The following is an 18,065-nucleotide window of genomic DNA, read 5'->3' on the forward strand; positions in this document are numbered from 1 at the left end:
CCTATTTCTAATGAGAACGCCGCCTGTCCTTAAGACAACCCCGGCTCCAGCTTTCCGTTGAGGCCGATATATTTACCCGTCCGCAGATGCTTTTCCAGCCCGTCAACAACCTGGCCCAGCATCTTCCTCATCATCGGTCTCATCATCACCGGCCCCATGATCTTCCCGAATATCCCGCCTTTCATTTCGAAATGGACAGACAAGGTGAGCAGGGTCTTGCCCTGCCCCGCGTCCTTCAAATCGAAATGGACCACCCCCTCCTTTAGGGGCATGCTTCCGTCCCTTATTGCTACGGTCATGGATTCGCCCTCTTTCCATCCGGTCACCTCTTCATCCACATGCCCCTGGCCGTTATAGAACTCGCAAGTCCTCTTGGCGCCAACGCCGCATTTAACGGCGCTATGTAACGTGGATTTCTCCACCATGGGGTGAAACACATGAACGTTGCCGAAATCGGAAAGCTTTTGCCACACTTCGCTCCGGGGCGCGTCCACCAGTTTCTCAAGCTTGAACTCCGTCATGGCTCCTCCTGAATTTATTGGAAGCGTTATCCGCTTTTAACGTGGCCTAGTTGCGGCAATATTTCTCCAAACCCAGAAGCGAAGCCCCCAGGGCCTCCCTTATCATCTGGCGCATTCCCTCGGCCACGTCCGCCCCGGCGGCGTAAGCCGACCACCAGGTAACCTGGGTGGCCCCGCCGTCCACGGCCTTCACCTCTATCGTTCCTTCGTAACCTTCCACCGGCAAACCGCTGGTGATCCGGTATTTGAACCGTTTATGGCTCTCGTCTATCTCGTCCACAACTTCGTTCAGTTTTGTCCCGTCGCCCATTTCGCAGAACCTTTTGGAGCCGGGCCCAGCCCCCTCCACCCTGCAAGAAGTGATCATCGGCGACCATTTATCCACACCCCCCACGGAAGCGATAACCTTCCACACCTTCTCGGCCGGAACCGAAAGCTTAACCATCACGCCCACTATCTCTTTCATTTCCCTCTCCTCTTTTTAAGGGTAATTCGACCTGTTTAGCCAGAGTCTCCCCTTGTTAGTGGCGGGAGCCCCTGAAATCTTACATAGCAAAACGCACGTTTTGTTTTATGGCCCAAAAAATCACCCCTCCAGCGCGGACAGGGCGGTTTCCACCACTTTATGAATCATCTTCCTGTCCTTAACCACCCTGCCGTAGATACTCAACCCCTGGACCACCATTAAAAAATAGTTGGCCAGCGCCTTCGCGTTTTTGCCCGAAGCTATTTCGCCTTTCTTCTGGGCGGCCTTGATGGCGTCCTCCAGCAGGCCTGTCAGCTCCGCGCAAAAACCCGCCACCCGGGTGATGGCCCTGTCGTTCACCACGCTCTTTTCGGTCAAGGTGTTCACATACAGACAGCCCTTGTAATCCCTGGTGGCCATTATTGGCGGGAACGCGAAAAGAAACTCTTTGATGGACGGCAACCCTGGAGTTTCCCGGAGGCCGTTCACGGCCCGCGTCAGCACGGTGTGGTAATAGCTGTCAAGCGAAGCCTCGAAAAGCCCTTCTTTACTGCCGAACTCCCGGTACATGCTGAAGGTGTTCAGCCCCGTGGCGGCCACCAGATCGGCCATGGAGGCCGCTTCGAACCCTTTGCTCCAGAAAACGAGCGCGGCCTGTTCCAGCACCTCGTCCCTGTCGTATTCTTTAGCTCGCGGCATTTCCTGACCCTCCGGCCATTATTATATAAACGTTCATTTTGATATGTCAATTCCCATTTATCTTCCAACAGCCGGGGGCCTCCCATCCGGGTTTTTCAGGCGCAACAGTCCTGACGCCACGCTGTCAGGAGCGGTCTGTTACATTCCCTCATGTCGTGACTGTTTTTAACCGGAAATCCTTTGAAGGAGGTCAACGTTATGGGCTCAAAGAGGGGTCATGTGGCGGTTTGGTTCGAAATACCCGCCGCCAATTATCAGCGCGCCGTAGGATTTTATGAAAAAGTCTTCGCCGTTAAACTAAAGGAAGAAACCTTCGGCGGTATGAAAGGGGCTGTTTTATTGGGGCAAGGTGTGGACGATTTTAAACGCCAGCGCTCCGGCGAATAGTTTAATTACCAGCGCCAGCCACCGTCCGCATCCTCCTTAACATACAAATTAAAGACCGGATTAACCGCTTCTGCTACCATATCGAAAGGGGGGATATATCTCATGCCTTTTGAAATCGGAGAACGCATCGGGGGACGTTTCGAGATACACCGGATTTTCGGGGGAGCCGGAAAATCCGGGATGGGCGTGGTCTATGTTTGCTACGACCACGAAAAAGGGGGCGTGCTGGCCCTCAAGACCTATCAGGAGGGCTTCTTTTACGACAAGGCCCTTCTGGACAGTTTCAAGCGGGGCGCGCTGGCGTGGATCCATCTGGACAGGCACCCCAACGTGGTACAGGCGTATGGCGTATTCCAGCTGGGCGGGCGGCTTTACCTGGGCCTTGAATACATTGCCCCCGATCAGGAGGACCGCAACAACCTTACCCATTATCTCCGTGGCAAGATATCCCTGGAAAAAGCTTTACGGTGGGGTGTGCAGTTCTGTGACGCCATCGAACACGCCCGGTTGAAGGGGATCACCCCCCACCGGGACATCAAACCCGATAACCTGATGGTCACCCGGACCGGGGATCTGAAGGTCAGCGATTTTGATTTGGCGGGGATTGGCAAGCTGGCCGCCCCGCCCGCGGACTCCCAAGGCTCTCCCCAAGCCGCGCATGGGCTTTCGTTCATAAATGCCGGTAACGGAAAAGTGGTGGCGGGCACCCCGCCATGGATGGCCCCCGAGCAGTTCGAAGGGGAGACGGATGTGCGGAGCGACATATACAGTTTTGGCGTCACTCTCTATCAGATGGCGGCTAAGGGCCAGCTTCCGATAGTATCCGATGACGGCGACTGGCGTTCGGCCCACTTAAAACAGACCCCGGAACCGCTAAAAAACATGCTTTGGCCCATAATCCAGCGCTGTCTTGATAAAAATCCGGCAAAGCGTTTCGGCGGGAGCGACCCGGCCAGCGGGTTTGTGGAGCTTAGGGACACGCTGGTTCAGCTGTGGGAGCGGGAAATGCCCAACATGCCCGTGCCGGAGCCGCCGGTTGGCAGGGTGTTCGAGGCGAAGGACCATTGCGAAAGGGGAGTGTCCTTCGCGGAGCTGGGCCTGCACGACCAGGCCTTGAGGGAATACAAGAAAGCCATAGAGCTGGATCCGGATTATCCCGTGGTCTATCTGAACGCCGGGGCTTCGCTGGCCCACAAGGGAATTTACAAGGAAGCGGTAAAGGCATACGCCAAGGCGCTCAAGCTGAACCCGGACATGGCGGAGGCCTACGCCAACTACGGCGCTATCTTAAAGGAAGAAGGGAAACTGGACGAGGCGGAAAAGGCCTATCGCAAGGCCATCTCGCTCAAGCCGGAGCTGGCTGGAGCGTACGAAACGCTGGGGATCATCCTCTCCGAAACGGGCCGCAACGAAGAGGCCATCACCATAATCCGGAAAGCGGTGGAAAAAGACTCCTCCAACCCCGGCCACCATTACGCTCTGGGCGTATCGCTGGAGAGGGGCAAAAAACCCGAGGAGGCGTTCCTTTTTTTCCAGCAGGCGGTGAGGCTTGCTCCCAGCAATCCGCATTACCTTTACGGGCTGGGCAATTCATTCAGGATGCTGGGGAATATGCAGGGCGCGGTGGAGGCCTGGCAGGAATGCGCCGCGATGGATCCGAAACATTCAATGGTCCGGTTCAACCTTGGCATTGCTTATGAGAGGGCGGGGTATCTGGACGGCGCCTGCTCATGGTACGAAGCGGCCATCAAGGCCGATCCGAAAGACCCCAGCGCTTATTACAATTACGGCCTGCTACTGGCCAACGCCACCATTTATGGCGATGCCGCCGACGCTTTCGAAAAGTTCGCGCAATACGCCACGCCGGAACTGGCCCAGCATGTGGAAACCGCGAAAGGGAACGCCGCCAGCCTTCGCGGCGAGGAAGAGCGTTACCAGAAGCTGATGGCGGACATGCCCGAGGCGGTGTACAACCGGGGGCTGGCCAATCTCAACCTGGGGCGGCTGGCCGCGGCAAAACCGTTTCTGGACAAAGCCAACGCCATGCGGCAAGGCTACGGGCCAGCCCTGTGCGGGCTTGGCATCTGGCATGAGAAATCCGGCGATTTTACGAAAGCCGCTGAATGTTACCGCCGCTCGATTTCCAGCGCCCCGGATTATGTGGTGGCCTGGAACAACCTGGGCTGGGCCAGCTATAACCTTGGCGATTTGAAGACCGCCAGGGAGGCTTACGAGAAGTACCTGGCCGTAGCGCCACCGGAACAGAAAGCCTGGGCCGACGGGGCGCGGCAGGTTCTGGCCGAGATTAAAGCAAAGCTGGCCCAGGCGAGGTAACACGCCCGATGAAGATGCTTCCCTATTCGCCCGGTGTGGTAGCCGCATGGCAAATAGCGGTGATGGAAACCACCGGCGCCCGCATGGCGCGCATCGCCCCGGAACAATATCTTTGCGGCCTGATGAAGCTTGCCGAGGCCGCCGGATATATTGAGCGCTCGGGCCAGCTTGCCCCGGCGGACGAGCAGATATTGCGCATGGAGGTGGAAACCGTAAACCGCCTGCTCTCCCAATCGGGGATAGACCGGGTGGCCGCAAGACGCCGGTTGCGCCAGATTGTGGGAGTCGGGGCTTACGATTGGTCCGGCGAAAAGGTGGTCCACCGCGACGCGCTCCTCAAGAAAATGTTCGACCGTGGAAACGCCATCGCCACGGCTTTCCGGGCCCCGGCTGTAAACACCGTACATTTGCTGGAAGCCGTTTGCGAATCCCCCACGCCAATTATCAAACGGCTGTTCCGGGAACTGAACGCGGAGCTTCCCGCGCTGGAACGGCTGGCGGAACAGGCCAACGGCGCTCTTGCTCCACCTCCCCAGCCCGGCGCGGAGCCGTTATCGCAAGATACGGTGTCACCGGGGGAAGCTCCCGCAGGGTCCGCCGAGAACGACCTTAGAACGCTCGGGCGGGACCTTACGGCGCTGGCCAAGGCGGGCAGGATAGACCCTCTCATTGGCCGCCGGGAAGAACTTTCGCGGATCGAACGGGTCCTTACGAGAAAGACGAAATCCAACCCCGCGCTTGTAGGCGAGGCGGGCGTGGGCAAAACCGCCGTGGTGGAAGGGCTGGCGCTCCGCATCGCCCAAGGGGCCATAACCCCGGCGTTGCGGGATTGCAGGGTTGTGGAAATCCGCATGAGCGCCCTCATCGCTGGCACAAAATACCGGGGGGATTTTGAGGAGCGTTTAAACCGCATCGTATCCGCCGCCGAGGCCGACCCGAAGCTTATCCTGTTTCTGGACGAGTTGCACACCCTCATAGGCGCCGGGGATGGCGGCGGAGGCGGGCTGGACGCGGCCAACATATTAAAACCGGCGCTGGCCCGGGGTTCCATGCGATGCATCGGGGCCACCACTTTCGACGAATACGAGCGGCGCATCGAGAAAGACCCGGCGCTGGCGCGGCGGTTCATGAAGGTGGTCATCAACGAGCCGTCGGAAGATGAAGCCCTGGAAATCCTGCGCGGGGTAAAACCTGCGTTTGAGTCTCATCACGGGATGGTGATAGAAGACACAGCCGTGGAAGCGGCGGTGCGCCTTTCGGCGCGATATTTAAAGGACCGGCGATTGCCCGACAAAGCCATAGATCTGCTGGATGAAGCCTGCTCCATGATAAAGGTGGAAACGCTTGGCCCTTCAACTGGCGCTAAACCCCTGGGGCCTGTCACGGCGCGGGCCGTGGCGGAAGTTGTGGCCGAGCGCACAGGGATAAACGTTACGGAAGCTGAAAACGGCCAGTCCGCCCGGTTTCTTGATCTCGAAGAAATCCTGCTGGCCCGCGTTGTGGGGCAGGACAATGCCGTGAGGGCCGTATCAGCCCGTTTGCGCGTTTCGGGCGCGGGCCTGCGCGACCCAGGCAAACCGGTGGGTGTCTTTCTGTTCATGGGGCCCACCGGAGTTGGCAAAACATACCTGGCCGAACAGTTGGCCATGGCGCTCTTTGGCGACGAACGCGGCATGATACGCATAGACATGAGCGAATTCATGGAAGCCCACACCGTGGCGCGGCTGACGGGCGCGCCTCCCGGCTACGTGGGGCACGATGAAGAGGGGCAGTTGACCGGGGCGTTGAAGAAGCGCCCTTACTCACTGGTGCTCCTTGATGAGGTGGAGAAGGCCCATCCGCAGGTGTGGGACCTGTTCCTGCAAGTCTTCGATGACGGGCGGTTGACCGACGGCAAGGGGCGCACGGTGGACGCTTCCCACGCGGTGTTCGTGATGACCAGTAACATCGGCTCCAACAAGGTTCGGGAACGACCCTTGGGATTCACCAGTCATGACGTGGAAAACGATGATAGCCGCAAGGGTTACTTGATGGCCCTGGCGGAACGCTTCCGGCCAGAGCTGATCAACCGTATAGACGACGTGGTGGTGTTCAATCCACTGGATGAAGATGGCATCCGCTCCATCGCCCGCATGGCCCTGTCGGGCATTGGCGAGATTCTGGCGCGACGTTCCATTGCTTTTAATGCGGACGATGACGCTATCAATATTATCGCCAGCAAAGGGTTCGACCCAACCTATGGCGCAAGACATCTGCGCCGCGTCATGGAAACACTGGTGGACAAACCTTTGAGCGAATATCTTCTAAAAGGCGAGATAACCGGCGGCGACACTATAACTATGAAGGTCCGGGGTGATGAAATAACTTTCGTTAAAACAGCGAAGCAAGCGGCGGAGAACGCTTGATGGATAGATGCGGGGGATTGAAATGATTTGGCTCCCTAAGGCATTTAACCCGTGCCACATGATGGGCAATAATAATTTTAGTGGGATGTTCCGTTCTGAGATATCAGACCGGGCCGGGTGGAAGGCCTCCCGCCACTTTATCCTTTAACGCCGCCAGGGTTTCCGCGATCGCCGCCGAACCCGGATTTTGCCGCAAACCCTCGGCCAGCGCCTTAACGGCTTTTTCGAGGTTCCCCCTCTTCAGCGCGTCATCGGCCACGCTCAACGTGGCCAGCTCGTCGAACACCCCGGCGGCGTGGTTGCCCACGCGAAGAAGATAACCGTTCGGGTTAAGGGTGAACATGAAACGCTCCCGGGCAAGATCGGTAACGAAATCCAGATTAGCTGAAAGGAAATCCTCGATGGCTTCATACGGCCCTTCGCCATGCTCAGGTAATACGGGATGGCCGTTCACATTGGAATCCTCAACGATAAGGTACTGCCCCACGGAAACCAAAGGAGCGTAAGCGGCCAGCTCGGCGTTAACGTTTTTCCTTGAATGGTCGGAGTCCAGGATGACCATCACGGTCTTCCCCTCGCACTCTTTTTGTACCGCCTCTACGATAGCCGGATCCGTGGAGAAACCTCTCATGTAAGTGATCAGCGGATGGACCGGGCGCCAGCTTCCCACTGTCTGCTCGCCTTTAACGTCCACGGTTATCACCCTGCCTTTTCCCAAAAGCTGGCATATGCACGCCATGAAATAAGCGCTTCCGCCCATCAGGGTGCCTGTTTCCAGAATTATGTCAGGCTGGCGCTCGGTTATTATTTCCTGATATATCCAGAGATCCAGCGGATTTTTTATGGCGAAATAGCCCAACCACGAAACGTCAAGCGTAAACCTTCCGTCTCTCCACACCCGGTAATAAAGCTTGTGAAAATCCTCAACAATGCGGCGCTCGTCATTGGTAAGCGCCCTTATCTCGGCGGGTGGAGTATATACCACTTTTTTTTCCGGCATGGGCCTCGCAAATGAAAGTAATTTTCCATTGATTATACATACGCCGGGGAAAATGTTGAATGTGTTGTTAAACCCGCCGTCTTTCCATTCATCGCTGGTGGGGGGGGGTGGATTACCGCATCGTAGATTCAAATCACGGATACCCTTCCTAATTTCCGTAACACGGGGGAATTGTGAAACTGGAGCCAAGCGCCCAGTTTGGAGGTGTCTTGGTTCCCTAGGAAGGGAGAAAACGGGCAATGGAAGGTGGATTGTCAGGGCTTTAAACAGCTTTTTGAATCTTAATAATCCAGTTCCAGGATCCTGGTAGTGTCTCAGTTTGAAAGTACAGGAGAGATCCTTCACTTACGCCCAAAATGACAATATAAAAGCAGTTGATAACATTGTCATCCTGAACGAAGCGCAAGCGAAGTGAAGGATCTGTCTATTATTTGAGATTCAAACTGGGACACCACCGGAATCCTTGCGTGCTATTATGCTTTCCATTATAATCTATTCCATGATAATAACGTTTGCCTGCAAACGGACCGAAGCATTTTTCCGGAAAGGAAAAGCGTCGGGACTCCTTGCGGGGCAGATACAGAATGCCGCATCAAGAAAGTTGCAGATGCTACATTTCGCCGTGGATGTGAATGACCTTAAAGTTCCACCGGGCAACCAGCTTGAGGCGCTTAAAGGGAGCCGAAAAGGTCAATACAGCATCAGGATAAACAACCAATATCGAATATGCTTCCGGTTCGAGGGAAGCAACGCTTACGACGTGGAGATAGTGGACTATCACTAAGCCATGAGGAGACAAGGGAAATGATTGGATTGAAAGTCGAACATCCCGGGATAATTCTCCGGGAAGAGTATCTGGAGCCCCTGGGTATCACGCAAACCCAGCTCGCCCGGGAAACCGGCATCAGCTATCTGCGGGTGAACGAACTGGTCAACGGTAAAAGAGGGATCACCCCCGACACCGCCATGCGGCTGGCGAAATATCTGGGAACGTCCGCTGAATACTGGATGAACTGGCAATCGGCCTTCGACCTGCAAAAAGCCGAGACCGAACATCACAAAGAGTATGAGCGGATTCCCGCTTTTACGCCACAGTTGATCACTCGTTAAGAAGAGAATCCATCGTTACACGGTAAATGATTTCCGCCAGCAGGTTGGAAAAGGTTCTGCGGCCAAGATTTTGAATGGCTCCCTAGGAAGGGAGAAAATGGGCAATTGACCTTCTCCCAATTTTCCGGAGCGCGGGCATCTTCCGGTTGCGGCGTTTCGTCCGCAAGGATAGCCCCTCCTCGTGGTATATCCGCTCGCTCCGTTTGTGGTTTGTCTCCAGCCCCTCCGCCCGTAACATCGCATGCAACCTGGGCAAACCAAACCGCCGGTTCCTGGCCGCCAGTTCACGCATCCGTTTCCGCAACGTGTCGTCCTTGCCGGAATCATCAACCTCATAATGAAACGTGGAACCGGCGATTCCAGCCAAACAGCATGCCCGGTAATGCCGCGCTGGCGGCAAAGGTATTATGTTTTTTTTGCCAGCCTCGGATTCCTTCAATATCCCGATGATCCGCTCTCCCGTTAACCGTTCCTTCATGCGAATCCTCCTTTAAGTATTCTAAGGGCACGCGCCTTGAAAACGCTCCAATCATCTGGTGAAGGTCATAATATCCCGCCAATTTTGGGATATACGCTCGAATAATATCTACTTTTCCTGAACATCTTTACGCGGTATGTCCGGTTGCGAACAAGACCGCCACACCTGTTCTTCCTTTTCAACGATACAAGCACTATGTTTGTTTCAGAATATGTGTTCGTTATTTAACTATTGTTTGGAGGACTAGGTATGACCGCCGCGCCGGACAAATTACGCTTTATTTTCCACGGTCTGCTTTTGGCGACTCTTTTAATCGCGGCTCCCGCCATTGCGGAGAACCATACGTCCGCCGTGAAGGCAAGCGCTAAAACGGATGTTCTGGTTGTCAACGCCAGCGGATTCATACATGACCGAGGCGTGGCTGTCGCAAACCTGTTCCGCGAGGGGGAGGATATATTCCGGAAGCCGTCAATCCGCGTAATGGCGAATATTTCCAATGGAAAGGCCGTTTTCGCTATTCCCGATCTTAAATACGGAACCTACGCTGTCACTGTGTTTCACGACGAAGACGGCAATGGCGATCTGGATCACAACATGCTCCACATGCCGGCGGAGCCGCTGGGATTTTCAAACGGTTTTAAGATGTCGCTGTTCTCGGGATTGCCAAGCTTCGCAAAACTTAAGTTTGCTTTCGCGCCAGGCGGCAAACCACTGGATATCACCGTCCGGTGACGTCGCATAAAGGAAGATACGGATCATGACATTTCTAAAGATCGCATTTGGCAATCTCAAGCGCAATCGCAGGCGGACATTGTCCACGATAGCCGTCATCTGCGTTGGCGTTAGCATGATGGCTCTCACCAACGGGTTTACAGACGGCGTAACCGCCAGCATGTCCGGCTCGCTGGTAAACCAAATTGACGGCCACTTGAGAATAGAGCACCGCGACTACAAGAAATACGCAATCACGGATCAGGAGAAGATTCTGATTAAGGATTTTCGCGAGCTTGCGGACGAGGTGGGGCGAAATCCGCATGTTATTGCCGTCATGCCGAGAGTTTTGACAGGCGGGTTGATTGGCAAGGACGACAAGAGCACAACTTTCTTTGCGACTATCTCCAGTTTTGAAACTTTAAGCAAAGTGCTTCCCGACTACGCAAATAACCTGACCGCCGGGGAACCATTGTTACCCGCCGATCCCGATGGAGTATTGATCGGAAAGGCGCTTGCGCAGAGCCTTGCCCTGAACATCGGTGATGAAGTGGCTCTATTGTCCAAAACTGTTCATGGAGAACAAAGTAGCGCGCTTGCTCATATCCGGGGGATTGTGACTTTCCCGCAAGACCCCATAGTTGAACAAAGCCTGATAGTGGCCGGGATGGGCAAGAGCATGAAAGAGAACCTTCTGGATATAGGCGAAGGGGCGACACAACTGCTGGTTCGGCTGGACGATATCAATAACGTTCCTGAAGTCGCGGAGAGCCTGAACAGGCAATTTGAATCGCAAAACCTGCCTTGGAGAGTTGTTCCCTGGTACGAGAGCAAGACCTACAGCCAGATTGTGGGAATGCTCAATGGAATAAACGTGGTGATCATGTTCATTCTGGCGCTGATGCTTGGAGTAATAACAAGCAATGCGCTCCTGATGGCGTTCTTCGAGCGTATAAATGAAATCGGCTCACTGCGCGCCATTGGAATGCGCAAGCTGGAAATCCGCCAATTGCTTTATTACGAGGCGGCGATTACCGGAGCTGTTGGAACGCTGGCCGGGCTGGCCCTTGGAGCGGCGCTGATTTTCTCCGCGTCTCATTTTGGCGTCCCGCTCGGGAGTTTTTTGAACCAGCTGGTGCGCCCAACGCTGACGGCAATCAGTTTCGCCGCGTCGGCTGTGGTTCCAATTATAGCCATCATGGCGGCAGCCACCGCGCCCATCCGTTTGGCAACCAGGATGAGCGTAATCGAATCCCTCAATTACCGCTGAAAGGAGGCGGCCGTGTTTTTTGAGCTTGCATACAAGAATCTTTGGCGCAACAAGCGCAGAACGATTCTGGCGGAAATATCCATCACTTTAGGTGTGTTGGTGATTATCTGCACCGGAAATTTTTTAAATGGAATGCAACGAGGCTGGGCAATGCTGGAAATCAACTCAAACACGGGCGCGTTCCAGGTGGAGCACAGGGATTACAAGGAAAAAGGCAAGGCCGAACCGCTGAAAACGACGCTGGAGAACAGCGCCGCGCTCATAGACGAGATCAGCGTGGCGCCCGGGGTAAGCGGCGCTTTTGGAAAACTAAAATTCACCGGCATGGTCAGCAGAGGGCTTAAAAGCACGTTTTTCGATGGGGTGGCGGTGGATGTAACGCGGCTGAAAAATACTCTCACCCGGCAGGAGGATATGATTACAAGCGGGAAGCCTTTGGATGAAACACCGGGCGGAGTTGTTTTAGGGGCCGATCTCGCCGACTCGCTTGGAATCAAAACCGGCGATCCGGTGACCATAGTCGTGCAGACGTTCCACGGCGGTTTGAACCTCACCTATGGCGCTTTGGCTGGAGTAAAAAACGGACGCCACTTCCCGTCATCCACCTATCTGGAAATGCGTTTGGACGAGGCTCAAAAGCTACTCCGGGCGCCAGGCCGCGTATCCCAGATCGTTGTGAGAGTAAATGATTTCGACAAGATTCCAGATGTAATTGACCGCGTGACCTCAGTGATATCAAACAAGGGTATTCCATTCACCACGCGGGCCTATCCCGAACTCATCCAGATGTACGCCACCGCGAAAGCGTCATTCAATTTCATATCAAGAATTGTTGGCCTTGTCCTGCTTATTCTGGTCGGCGGTGGAGTCGGCAACGTGATGGCAATGGCCGTTATGGAGCGCAAAAGCGAGATTGGCGCCATGCGCGCCATGGGTATGGAGAAGGGGCAGGTACGGCGGCTGTTTCTCACCGAAGGTCTCATCATTGGCGGAGCCGGGGCTTTGGCAGGTTTTTTGGTGGCGACAGCGTGGACGTTCGTCATGGCGGCTCACGGAGGGCTACATCTGCCGCCGCCGCCCGGAACAAGCCAGGATTTGGCCATTATCCCACTGGTGGATCCGCTGATAACAGTTTATGGAATTGCGATGCCGCTTATCGTCGCGTTGATAGCGTCATGGTGGCCAGCGTCGGAGTCCGCCGAAATCAGCCCGGTTCAAGCAATCACGGAGGTGTAATCATGAAAAATAATCAATTGTTCACTATTCGCGCTGTGGCTCGCGTTATGGCGGTTATTCTCACGGCGTTTTTTATCTCTGGCCCATCGGTGGCGGGCCACGCTGGCGAGCGTAAGCTTACCGCCTTACAGATACTCGATCTGGCGGACGACCATTGGGATTTGAAGCTCAAGAATTCCATCGTGGAGCTTGACATGCTCGTCTATCGGGAGAATGAACTGCGGACGACATATAAAATGAAGCTTAAATATCAGGACAATTATCACGTGCTGGCCGAGACTCTTTATCCTCCCCGCAATGAGGGGGAGAAGATGTTGCAATCCGGCAGGAAAAATTATTGGCTGTTTTTGCCAAACATCAACAAGGCCATGAAAATATCCGAATCCAATAGCCTGTCAAACAGCGATTTTTCCAACTCCGACCTGTTGTCGCCACGCTTAAGCCACGAGTACACGGCGGCTCTTGCTGGAACGGAAACACTGCGGGATGTTGAAACGTACAAGCTGGAACTGCTGGCGAAAGACGAAAGCTCTTTATACGCAAAGATCGTTTACTGGGTGAGGAAAGGCGATTTCTTCCCTGTGCGCCGCGATTACTACACGTTCTCCGGGCAATTGTTAAAGCGGCTGGACTTGAAATGCTCATCGCCGGAGTTGAAGGGAATGCTGGACACGTTTGTAATGAGCAGTGTGCTGGAAAAGGACAAGAAGACTGTTCTCTGTTACACCAGGCATACTCCAAAGGTGACTTATCCGGATGACACTTTTTCGCCCAGCGCCCTGATGAAACGATGATGGAAGCGAGATAACACGGAGGATTCAATGAAAGCAAGTTACCTGCTCTTCGCCGCCGCATTGATTGCTTCGCAAACGAGCCGGCCGTCTCTTGCGCATGCGGCTGAAACCTTGTCCGCTTCCGGCGTTCAGGAAGATGCGTTTGGAAATGACGATCCGTTCGCTGTGATTGGCGCCGAAAACAAATTGCCGCATCAAGACGCAGTGGAATCAGGAATAGCCGGAAACAAACCGCAGGCGAGGGCCGAAGTGTTCTTCAAGGCGTATAACGCTGATATCAACATGAACTCCAGAGTCAATCCAGGAAACCGGATTCAGAAACTTAAAGAGATCACAGGAGCCGCCGAAACCAGAGTGACCATTTCCGATAGTATGGCCGCTGAAAACACGCTTCGCTGGCTTTTTAAAGGCTTCGCCGCAGGGCCAGATTATCACGAAGCGGACGGGACGCAACGCGGCAAGGAATCCCGGATTGACGAGCTTTTCGTTGACTGGAGGAGCGAGCGGTTATTCGTGAGCGCCGGCAAGAGGCGCGTCAACTGGGGGCACGCGCAGGGATTCAACCCCGTGAATGTGGTTGCTCCGCAAAGAGACCCGCTAAATCCCGGCTATCAATCCGAAGGCCAGCCGTTGGTTTGGGGCAGTTTCAGCGGCGCAATTGGAGTGATTGACATCATCCTCACCCGCAACTACGACGAGAATTGGAACAGCGATAAATATCGTTGGGGGCTGAAATTGGGCTATTCAGGCTCCGACATTGATTTCGCCGTTTACTATTTTGACGGAGAAGAATATTCAGCCGGTAAGCCTTTTGAGAGGATGCTGGGCGCTTCCTTTGCGGCAGAGGCCGCGCCCGGCGTGACGCTATACGCCGAAGGGGCTCGGGTGGCCCGTAATTACAGGCCGTATTACTCGGCCGCAGGCTCCGCGCTGAACACAGGCGAAGGCTATTTCCAGGGAGTCATAGGCTCGTCAATCAGCCTTGGCGGCAAGTCCAGCATGTTTATCGAATACTTATATAACGGCCAAGGGTATTCAAACGATGAGCGGGGCAACTATCTGCGGGCGGTTGATGCAATGCTGGCCAACAGCGCCGCACAAGCTATATCGGGTGATTTCACCCTCGCCGGATTAAACAGGCGCTATCTGCTGGCAAGCGTCAAGAAAGAGTATCGCGAGAAATACAACTTCGGCATAAGCGTGATTGTGGCGGAGGATAAATCCAACTCCACTCGAGCTGAAGTCTCTTATGCCATCTCGGATTATTACGAGGCGCAGGTCTCTTATCTGGATTACTCCGGCGGGATGGACTCCGAGTTCGGCGCCAACCCGTACAGGGGATTGCTCGAAATCAGCTTAAAAGCCAGTTTTTAAATGGGGAGGAAAGTATGAACATCCAACTAAAATCGGTCGGCAAAGAATACACGCTTGGAAAGACAACGGTGAGCGCCTTGCGAGACGCGTCGCTGACCGTTGAGCAAGGCGAATATGTGACCATCACCGGCCCTTCGGGCAGTGGCAAGTCCACTTTGCTGCATCTTATGGGCGCGCTTGATCAGCCGACCTCCGGCGAAATATTGATGGACGGCGAGCCGGTGAACAAGCTGGACGACAGTAGCCTGGCCCGGATACGCCGCGACCGGATTGGGTTTATTTTCCAATCGTTCAACCTGATTCCGGTGCTGAGCGTCTATGGGAACGTTGAATTCCCGCTTATCCTGAAAAAGACACCGAAAAAAGAGCGCAGAGACCGGGTGCTCGCGATTTTGGACCGCGTGGGCCTGGGCGACAGGGCGGACCATAAAACCGAGGAGTTGAGCGGCGGGCAACGCCAGCGTGTTGCCATAGCGCGAGCGCTTGTGACAAACCCAAGCGTCATCCTCTCTGACGAGCCGACCGCTAACCTGGATTCAAAGACAGGACGCGAGATTATCGAACTGATGCAAACTCTCAACGATGAACAGAGGGTTACATTGGTCTTCGCCACCCATGACCGCGGCATTGTCGCGGACGCGCGGCGTGTTATCAGCGTGCTCGACGGAAGGATCCTGGAAGACAAAATAGTGTCGAAGGAAACATGCGCAAGTGTTGGCCAGCGCTGTTCCCGGTGACGGTTGGCAAGCTTGCCATCCCCCGTGTGGAAGCATATGGATATGACAGTTATAAAATGGAGGAAGCGTTAATGAACCAAAGAGTTAAAATAATCGCGATATCAATAGCGGTTGCGGCGGGCCTGATGGGAATCGCCTATTTTGCGGCGGCGCAAGTCATCGGCTTCATGGCAAAGATGCATGGTTCCTGATGGATTTCTTTCCGCAGGAATGACATTCGCCGTGTCCACGCGGCTTAAATGCCGCCGGCTTGTTTCATGTCACGCAATACTTCTGGTAAGATGCCCAGCAAGGCAAATAACGGCGCTAGGAACGGAATAATGGATTCGAAAAATCCCGATAGGCGGGTTCAAAAAACACTGGGCCTTTTGAGCCATGCGCTAATCGCCCTTATCAAGGAACGTAGCTACGAATCCATCAAGGTGCAGGATATTTTGGACCGCGCAAATGTGGGCAGGTCAACGTTCTATTCCCACTTTAAGGATAAGGACGATTTGCTGATTAAGGGGTTTGACAACTTGCGCCGCCTCCTTAATTCCGCCCACAACTCCGGCAATGATTATCCTGGTTCAGCATTAATTTCATTTAGCGGCGCGATGTTCTCCCATGCGTACGATCATAGGCAAATATATCAAGCCACCGCAGGAGGGCAAACCGGCCTTCTTATCATGGGCCAGATGGAAAAGATAATATTTGAAACAATTGCAGAGCGCCTGAAAACGGAGAAAAAGCGGCGTGGGAAATTCGCAATTGAAATTCCGGACGAATTGTTCTGCCATCACCTTGCCTCGGCGTTCACCTCGGTTATTAAATGGTGGCTGGACAGAAGAACGCCCGTGTCCGCAACCAGGATGGACGAATATTTCCAGGCATTGGCAAAACCATTGCTGGAAAGATCGTTCGGGAAGAACTGATATACGATTGCCAGAGCAGTTTCTGCGGAGCGCAACGGACGCCACCTGCAACGCATTTAGCGTCAACATAATAAGAATGGCTCCCCGGGACGGACTCGAACCGCCGACATGGTGGTTAACAGCCACCCGCTCTACCGACTGAGCTACCGGGGAAAACACGAACCTAAAATTTAATCAAATCCACCCTTCAATGTCAAAACGTATTTTAATGGGGTGGTGTCCCAGTTTGAATCTCAAATAATAGACAGATCCTTCACTTCGCTTGCGCTTCGCCCAGGATGACAATGTTATCAACGGCTTTTATATTGTCATTCTGAGCGTAAGTGAAGAATCTCCCCTGTACTTTCAAACTGGGACACTACCCCAGCTGTAAAAAGCAATCCGCCTCATGCCAACTCCCTGAAAAATACAGCGCTTTTTCGCCTTCCAGCGCCGCCCGCTAAAAAGGTTCCCCCGCCATTTCCACCACCCGGCGCCCCATGGTATGCTTTCCGCCATGGAAAACGAGATCACCCAAAAACTCCAACTTCTAAGAAACCGGCTGGAAGCCATCATGCGCGGCGCCGAGTCTGCCGGACGCTGGCATAAGCCGCTTATGGCGCTCTCCACCCTTTACGGCTCCACCATGACGGCGCGAAACCGTTTGTACGATAAGGGAACCCTTAAAACAGGCCGCGCCCCCTCGGCGGTGATCAGCGTGGGCAACATCACCATGGGCGGCTCGGGTAAAACGCCGCTGGTGGAGCTTATTTGCCGCAAACTATCCGGTCATAAAACCGGTATCCTCTCCAGAGGCTATGGCGGTAGCGCCCCCGGCCCGTTTTACATGGTGGGCGGGCCCGAGGGGATTTTAGGCGAACCTCCGCCCATTTCCGCCGACGAGCCGTACATGCTGGCCCGCAGGCTTCCGGGCGTTGTGGTGGCCTGCGCGCCCAACAGGCTTTACGGAGCGCGGAAAATGGCCGAAAAATACGGGGTGGACACGATAATACTGGATGACGGATTCCAGCGCCGCTCCATAGCGCGGGATCTGGACATCCTCGCGCACGACGCTTTCACCCCGCTGGCGTCCAACTTCGTTTTCCCAAGGGGAACCCTTCGGGAGCCTCTGGATGGAATAAACAGAGCCGGCATTATTGTGATCACAGCGCCGGACGGCGCGCCGGAGACCATTATCTCCCAAGCTGTGGATGAAGTTAGAAGTCTCGCCCCCGGCAAACCTGTGGCCGTAGCTTTGGGCTCCATAGCCGGATTCAAAAGCCTTAACGGTCAGCAAAGCGTAAACGTCAACGGCCCGGCGCTGGCGTTTTGCGGCGTGGGCGCCCCGGAAAGGTTCAAGATGTCGCTGGAAAAAACCGGGGTAAAGGTTTCGGAGTTTATTACCTTCCCGGACCATCACAAGTACCAGGTGGGCGATATAGAGCTAATCCGCAAAGCCGCGGCGGATATGGAGGCGGAGTTCATCGTGACCACGGAGAAAGACGCCGTGCGCCTGATAAGGTTTATGGGCGCGTTGGCCAGCATGCCGGTTTGCTATGCGGAGTATGGCCTGCGGATAACCCGGGGTGAAAGCGAATTGAACGCCGCGCTGGCGGGGGCTTTAAAAGGAGCCACCGGCGCCGGGTAACA

At 54.7% G+C, this 18,065-nt stretch carries 19 protein-coding genes and 1 tRNA gene; 14 read left to right on the plus strand and 6 right to left on the minus strand.

Annotated features, from left to right (window positions below; translation table 11 throughout):
• Positions 1-29: 29 nt before the first annotated feature.
• The 3 genes from HY751_02115 to HY751_02125 all read right to left on the minus strand — a co-directional run bounded on the left by HY751_02115 (position 30) and on the right by HY751_02125 (position 1,686).
• Positions 30-521: an SRPBCC family protein gene (locus HY751_02115; GenBank protein ID MBI4665186.1), complete on the minus strand. Its 492-nt coding sequence runs from the start codon at positions 519-521 to the stop codon at positions 30-32.
• A 46-nt stretch (positions 522-567) separates the two neighbouring features.
• Entirely contained in the window at positions 568-987 is a 420-nt protein-coding gene (locus HY751_02120; GenBank protein ID MBI4665187.1) for an SRPBCC family protein, read from the minus strand.
• A gap of 120 nt (positions 988-1,107) precedes the next feature.
• Positions 1,108-1,686, minus strand: coding sequence for a TetR/AcrR family transcriptional regulator (locus HY751_02125; GenBank protein ID MBI4665188.1), 579 nt, complete (start codon positions 1,684-1,686; stop codon positions 1,108-1,110).
• Between the two features lie 198 nt (positions 1,687-1,884).
• Between HY751_02125 and HY751_02130 the strand changes: the two genes are divergently transcribed.
• The 3 genes from HY751_02130 to HY751_02140 all read left to right on the plus strand — a co-directional run bounded on the left by HY751_02130 (position 1,885) and on the right by HY751_02140 (position 6,812).
• Positions 1,885-2,073, plus strand: a complete 189-nt coding sequence (locus HY751_02130; protein MBI4665189.1) for a hypothetical protein — start codon at positions 1,885-1,887, stop codon at positions 2,071-2,073.
• A 102-nt stretch (positions 2,074-2,175) separates the two neighbouring features.
• A complete protein-coding gene (locus tag HY751_02135) occupies positions 2,176-4,407 on the plus strand; it encodes a tetratricopeptide repeat protein (GenBank protein ID MBI4665190.1) in 2,232 nt (743 codons plus the stop codon).
• A gap of 8 nt (positions 4,408-4,415) precedes the next feature.
• On the plus strand, positions 4,416-6,812 hold the full coding sequence (locus HY751_02140) for an ATP-dependent Clp protease ATP-binding subunit (protein ID MBI4665191.1): 2,397 nt from the start codon (positions 4,416-4,418) through the stop codon (positions 6,810-6,812).
• A 103-nt stretch (positions 6,813-6,915) separates the two neighbouring features.
• Here HY751_02140 and HY751_02145 read toward each other — a convergent pair whose 3' ends face one another.
• Positions 6,916-7,812, minus strand: coding sequence for a hypothetical protein (locus tag HY751_02145; GenBank protein ID MBI4665192.1), 897 nt, complete (start codon positions 7,810-7,812; stop codon positions 6,916-6,918).
• A gap of 499 nt (positions 7,813-8,311) precedes the next feature.
• On the opposite strand from HY751_02145, the gene HY751_02150 reads away from it, so the two are divergent.
• Together HY751_02150 and HY751_02155 are read left to right on the plus strand one after the other, a co-directional pair.
• The gene (locus HY751_02150; protein ID MBI4665193.1) at positions 8,312-8,596 is read left to right on the plus strand and encodes a type II toxin-antitoxin system RelE/ParE family toxin; all 285 of its coding nucleotides are present in this window, start codon (positions 8,312-8,314) and stop codon (positions 8,594-8,596) included.
• Between the two features lie 20 nt (positions 8,597-8,616).
• Entirely contained in the window at positions 8,617-8,922 is a 306-nt protein-coding gene (locus HY751_02155; protein MBI4665194.1) for a HigA family addiction module antidote protein, read from the plus strand.
• A gap of 82 nt (positions 8,923-9,004) precedes the next feature.
• Here HY751_02155 and HY751_02160 read toward each other — a convergent pair whose 3' ends face one another.
• Positions 9,005-9,400 carry a transposase gene (locus tag HY751_02160; protein ID MBI4665195.1) on the minus strand — a complete coding sequence of 132 codons (396 nt, stop codon included), beginning with the start codon at positions 9,398-9,400 and terminating at the stop codon, positions 9,005-9,007.
• 249 nt (positions 9,401-9,649) lie between these two features.
• On the opposite strand from HY751_02160, the gene HY751_02165 reads away from it, so the two are divergent.
• The 8 genes from HY751_02165 to HY751_02200 all read left to right on the plus strand — a co-directional run bounded on the left by HY751_02165 (position 9,650) and on the right by HY751_02200 (position 16,436).
• The gene (locus HY751_02165) at positions 9,650-10,132 is read left to right on the plus strand and encodes a DUF2141 domain-containing protein (GenBank protein ID MBI4665196.1); all 483 of its coding nucleotides are present in this window, start codon (positions 9,650-9,652) and stop codon (positions 10,130-10,132) included.
• Positions 10,133-10,157: 25 nt separating this feature from the next.
• Positions 10,158-11,381, plus strand: coding sequence for an ABC transporter permease (locus HY751_02170; GenBank protein MBI4665197.1), 1,224 nt, complete (start codon positions 10,158-10,160; stop codon positions 11,379-11,381).
• Between the two features lie 12 nt (positions 11,382-11,393).
• A complete protein-coding gene (locus tag HY751_02175) occupies positions 11,394-12,617 on the plus strand; it encodes an ABC transporter permease (GenBank protein MBI4665198.1) in 1,224 nt (407 codons plus the stop codon).
• 2 nt (positions 12,618-12,619) lie between these two features.
• Positions 12,620-13,411 (plus strand): outer membrane lipoprotein-sorting protein, encoded by a 792-nt coding sequence (locus HY751_02180; GenBank protein MBI4665199.1) that lies wholly within the window; start codon positions 12,620-12,622, stop codon positions 13,409-13,411.
• Positions 13,412-13,438: 27 nt separating this feature from the next.
• Positions 13,439-14,785: a hypothetical protein gene (locus HY751_02185; GenBank protein MBI4665200.1), complete on the plus strand. Its 1,347-nt coding sequence runs from the start codon at positions 13,439-13,441 to the stop codon at positions 14,783-14,785.
• A gap of 14 nt (positions 14,786-14,799) precedes the next feature.
• On the plus strand, positions 14,800-15,522 hold the full coding sequence (locus HY751_02190; GenBank protein ID MBI4665201.1) for an ABC transporter ATP-binding protein: 723 nt from the start codon (positions 14,800-14,802) through the stop codon (positions 15,520-15,522).
• Positions 15,519-15,713, plus strand: coding sequence for a hypothetical protein (locus HY751_02195; protein MBI4665202.1), 195 nt, complete (start codon positions 15,519-15,521; stop codon positions 15,711-15,713). Before HY751_02190 ends, HY751_02195 begins: the two co-directional genes overlap by 4 nt.
• 129 nt (positions 15,714-15,842) lie before the next feature.
• Positions 15,843-16,436 carry a TetR/AcrR family transcriptional regulator gene (locus tag HY751_02200; GenBank protein MBI4665203.1) on the plus strand — a complete coding sequence of 198 codons (594 nt, stop codon included), beginning with the start codon at positions 15,843-15,845 and terminating at the stop codon, positions 16,434-16,436.
• Between the two features lie 77 nt (positions 16,437-16,513).
• Here HY751_02200 and HY751_02205 read toward each other — a convergent pair.
• Positions 16,514-16,589 (minus strand) — tRNA-Asn (locus HY751_02205).
• Between the two features lie 331 nt (positions 16,590-16,920).
• On the opposite strand from HY751_02205, the gene lpxK reads away from it, so the two are divergent.
• The gene (gene lpxK, locus HY751_02210) at positions 16,921-18,063 is read left to right on the plus strand and encodes a tetraacyldisaccharide 4'-kinase (GenBank protein MBI4665204.1); all 1,143 of its coding nucleotides are present in this window, start codon (positions 16,921-16,923) and stop codon (positions 18,061-18,063) included.
• Positions 18,064-18,065 lie beyond the last annotated feature (2 nt).

It is taken from the genome of Nitrospinota bacterium, assembly GCA_016208975.1.
In the GTDB taxonomy this organism is placed as follows: domain Bacteria; phylum Nitrospinota_A; class UBA7883; order UBA7883; family JACRLM01; genus JACQXA01.

Bases quoted from the DNA above. Each gene is read 5' to 3' on its own strand.
- HY751_02145 (MBI4665192.1), bottom strand. From the start codon at position 7,812: ATGCCGGAAAAAAAAGTGGTATATACTCCACCCGCCGAGATAAGGGCG.
- HY751_02130 (MBI4665189.1), top strand. From the start codon at position 1,885: ATGGGCTCAAAGAGGGGTCATGTGGCGGTTTGGTTCGAAATACCCGCC.
- HY751_02160 (MBI4665195.1), bottom strand. From the start codon at position 9,400: ATGAAGGAACGGTTAACGGGAGAGCGGATCATCGGGATATTGAAGGAA.
- HY751_02135 (MBI4665190.1), top strand. From the start codon at position 2,176: ATGCCTTTTGAAATCGGAGAACGCATCGGGGGACGTTTCGAGATACAC.
- HY751_02170 (MBI4665197.1), top strand. From the start codon at position 10,158: ATGACATTTCTAAAGATCGCATTTGGCAATCTCAAGCGCAATCGCAGG.
- HY751_02125 (MBI4665188.1), bottom strand. From the start codon at position 1,686: ATGCCGCGAGCTAAAGAATACGACAGGGACGAGGTGCTGGAACAGGCC.
- HY751_02165 (MBI4665196.1), top strand. From the start codon at position 9,650: ATGACCGCCGCGCCGGACAAATTACGCTTTATTTTCCACGGTCTGCTT.
- HY751_02120 (MBI4665187.1), bottom strand. From the start codon at position 987: ATGAAAGAGATAGTGGGCGTGATGGTTAAGCTTTCGGTTCCGGCCGAG.
- HY751_02185 (MBI4665200.1), top strand. From the start codon at position 13,439: ATGAAAGCAAGTTACCTGCTCTTCGCCGCCGCATTGATTGCTTCGCAA.
- HY751_02140 (MBI4665191.1), top strand. From the start codon at position 4,416: ATGAAGATGCTTCCCTATTCGCCCGGTGTGGTAGCCGCATGGCAAATA.
- HY751_02150 (MBI4665193.1), top strand. From the start codon at position 8,312: ATGATAATAACGTTTGCCTGCAAACGGACCGAAGCATTTTTCCGGAAA.
- HY751_02180 (MBI4665199.1), top strand. From the start codon at position 12,620: ATGAAAAATAATCAATTGTTCACTATTCGCGCTGTGGCTCGCGTTATG.
- lpxK (MBI4665204.1), top strand. From the start codon at position 16,921: ATGCTTTCCGCCATGGAAAACGAGATCACCCAAAAACTCCAACTTCTA.
- HY751_02190 (MBI4665201.1), top strand. From the start codon at position 14,800: ATGAACATCCAACTAAAATCGGTCGGCAAAGAATACACGCTTGGAAAG.
- HY751_02200 (MBI4665203.1), top strand. From the start codon at position 15,843: ATGGATTCGAAAAATCCCGATAGGCGGGTTCAAAAAACACTGGGCCTT.
- HY751_02115 (MBI4665186.1), bottom strand. From the start codon at position 521: ATGACGGAGTTCAAGCTTGAGAAACTGGTGGACGCGCCCCGGAGCGAA.
- HY751_02155 (MBI4665194.1), top strand. From the start codon at position 8,617: ATGATTGGATTGAAAGTCGAACATCCCGGGATAATTCTCCGGGAAGAG.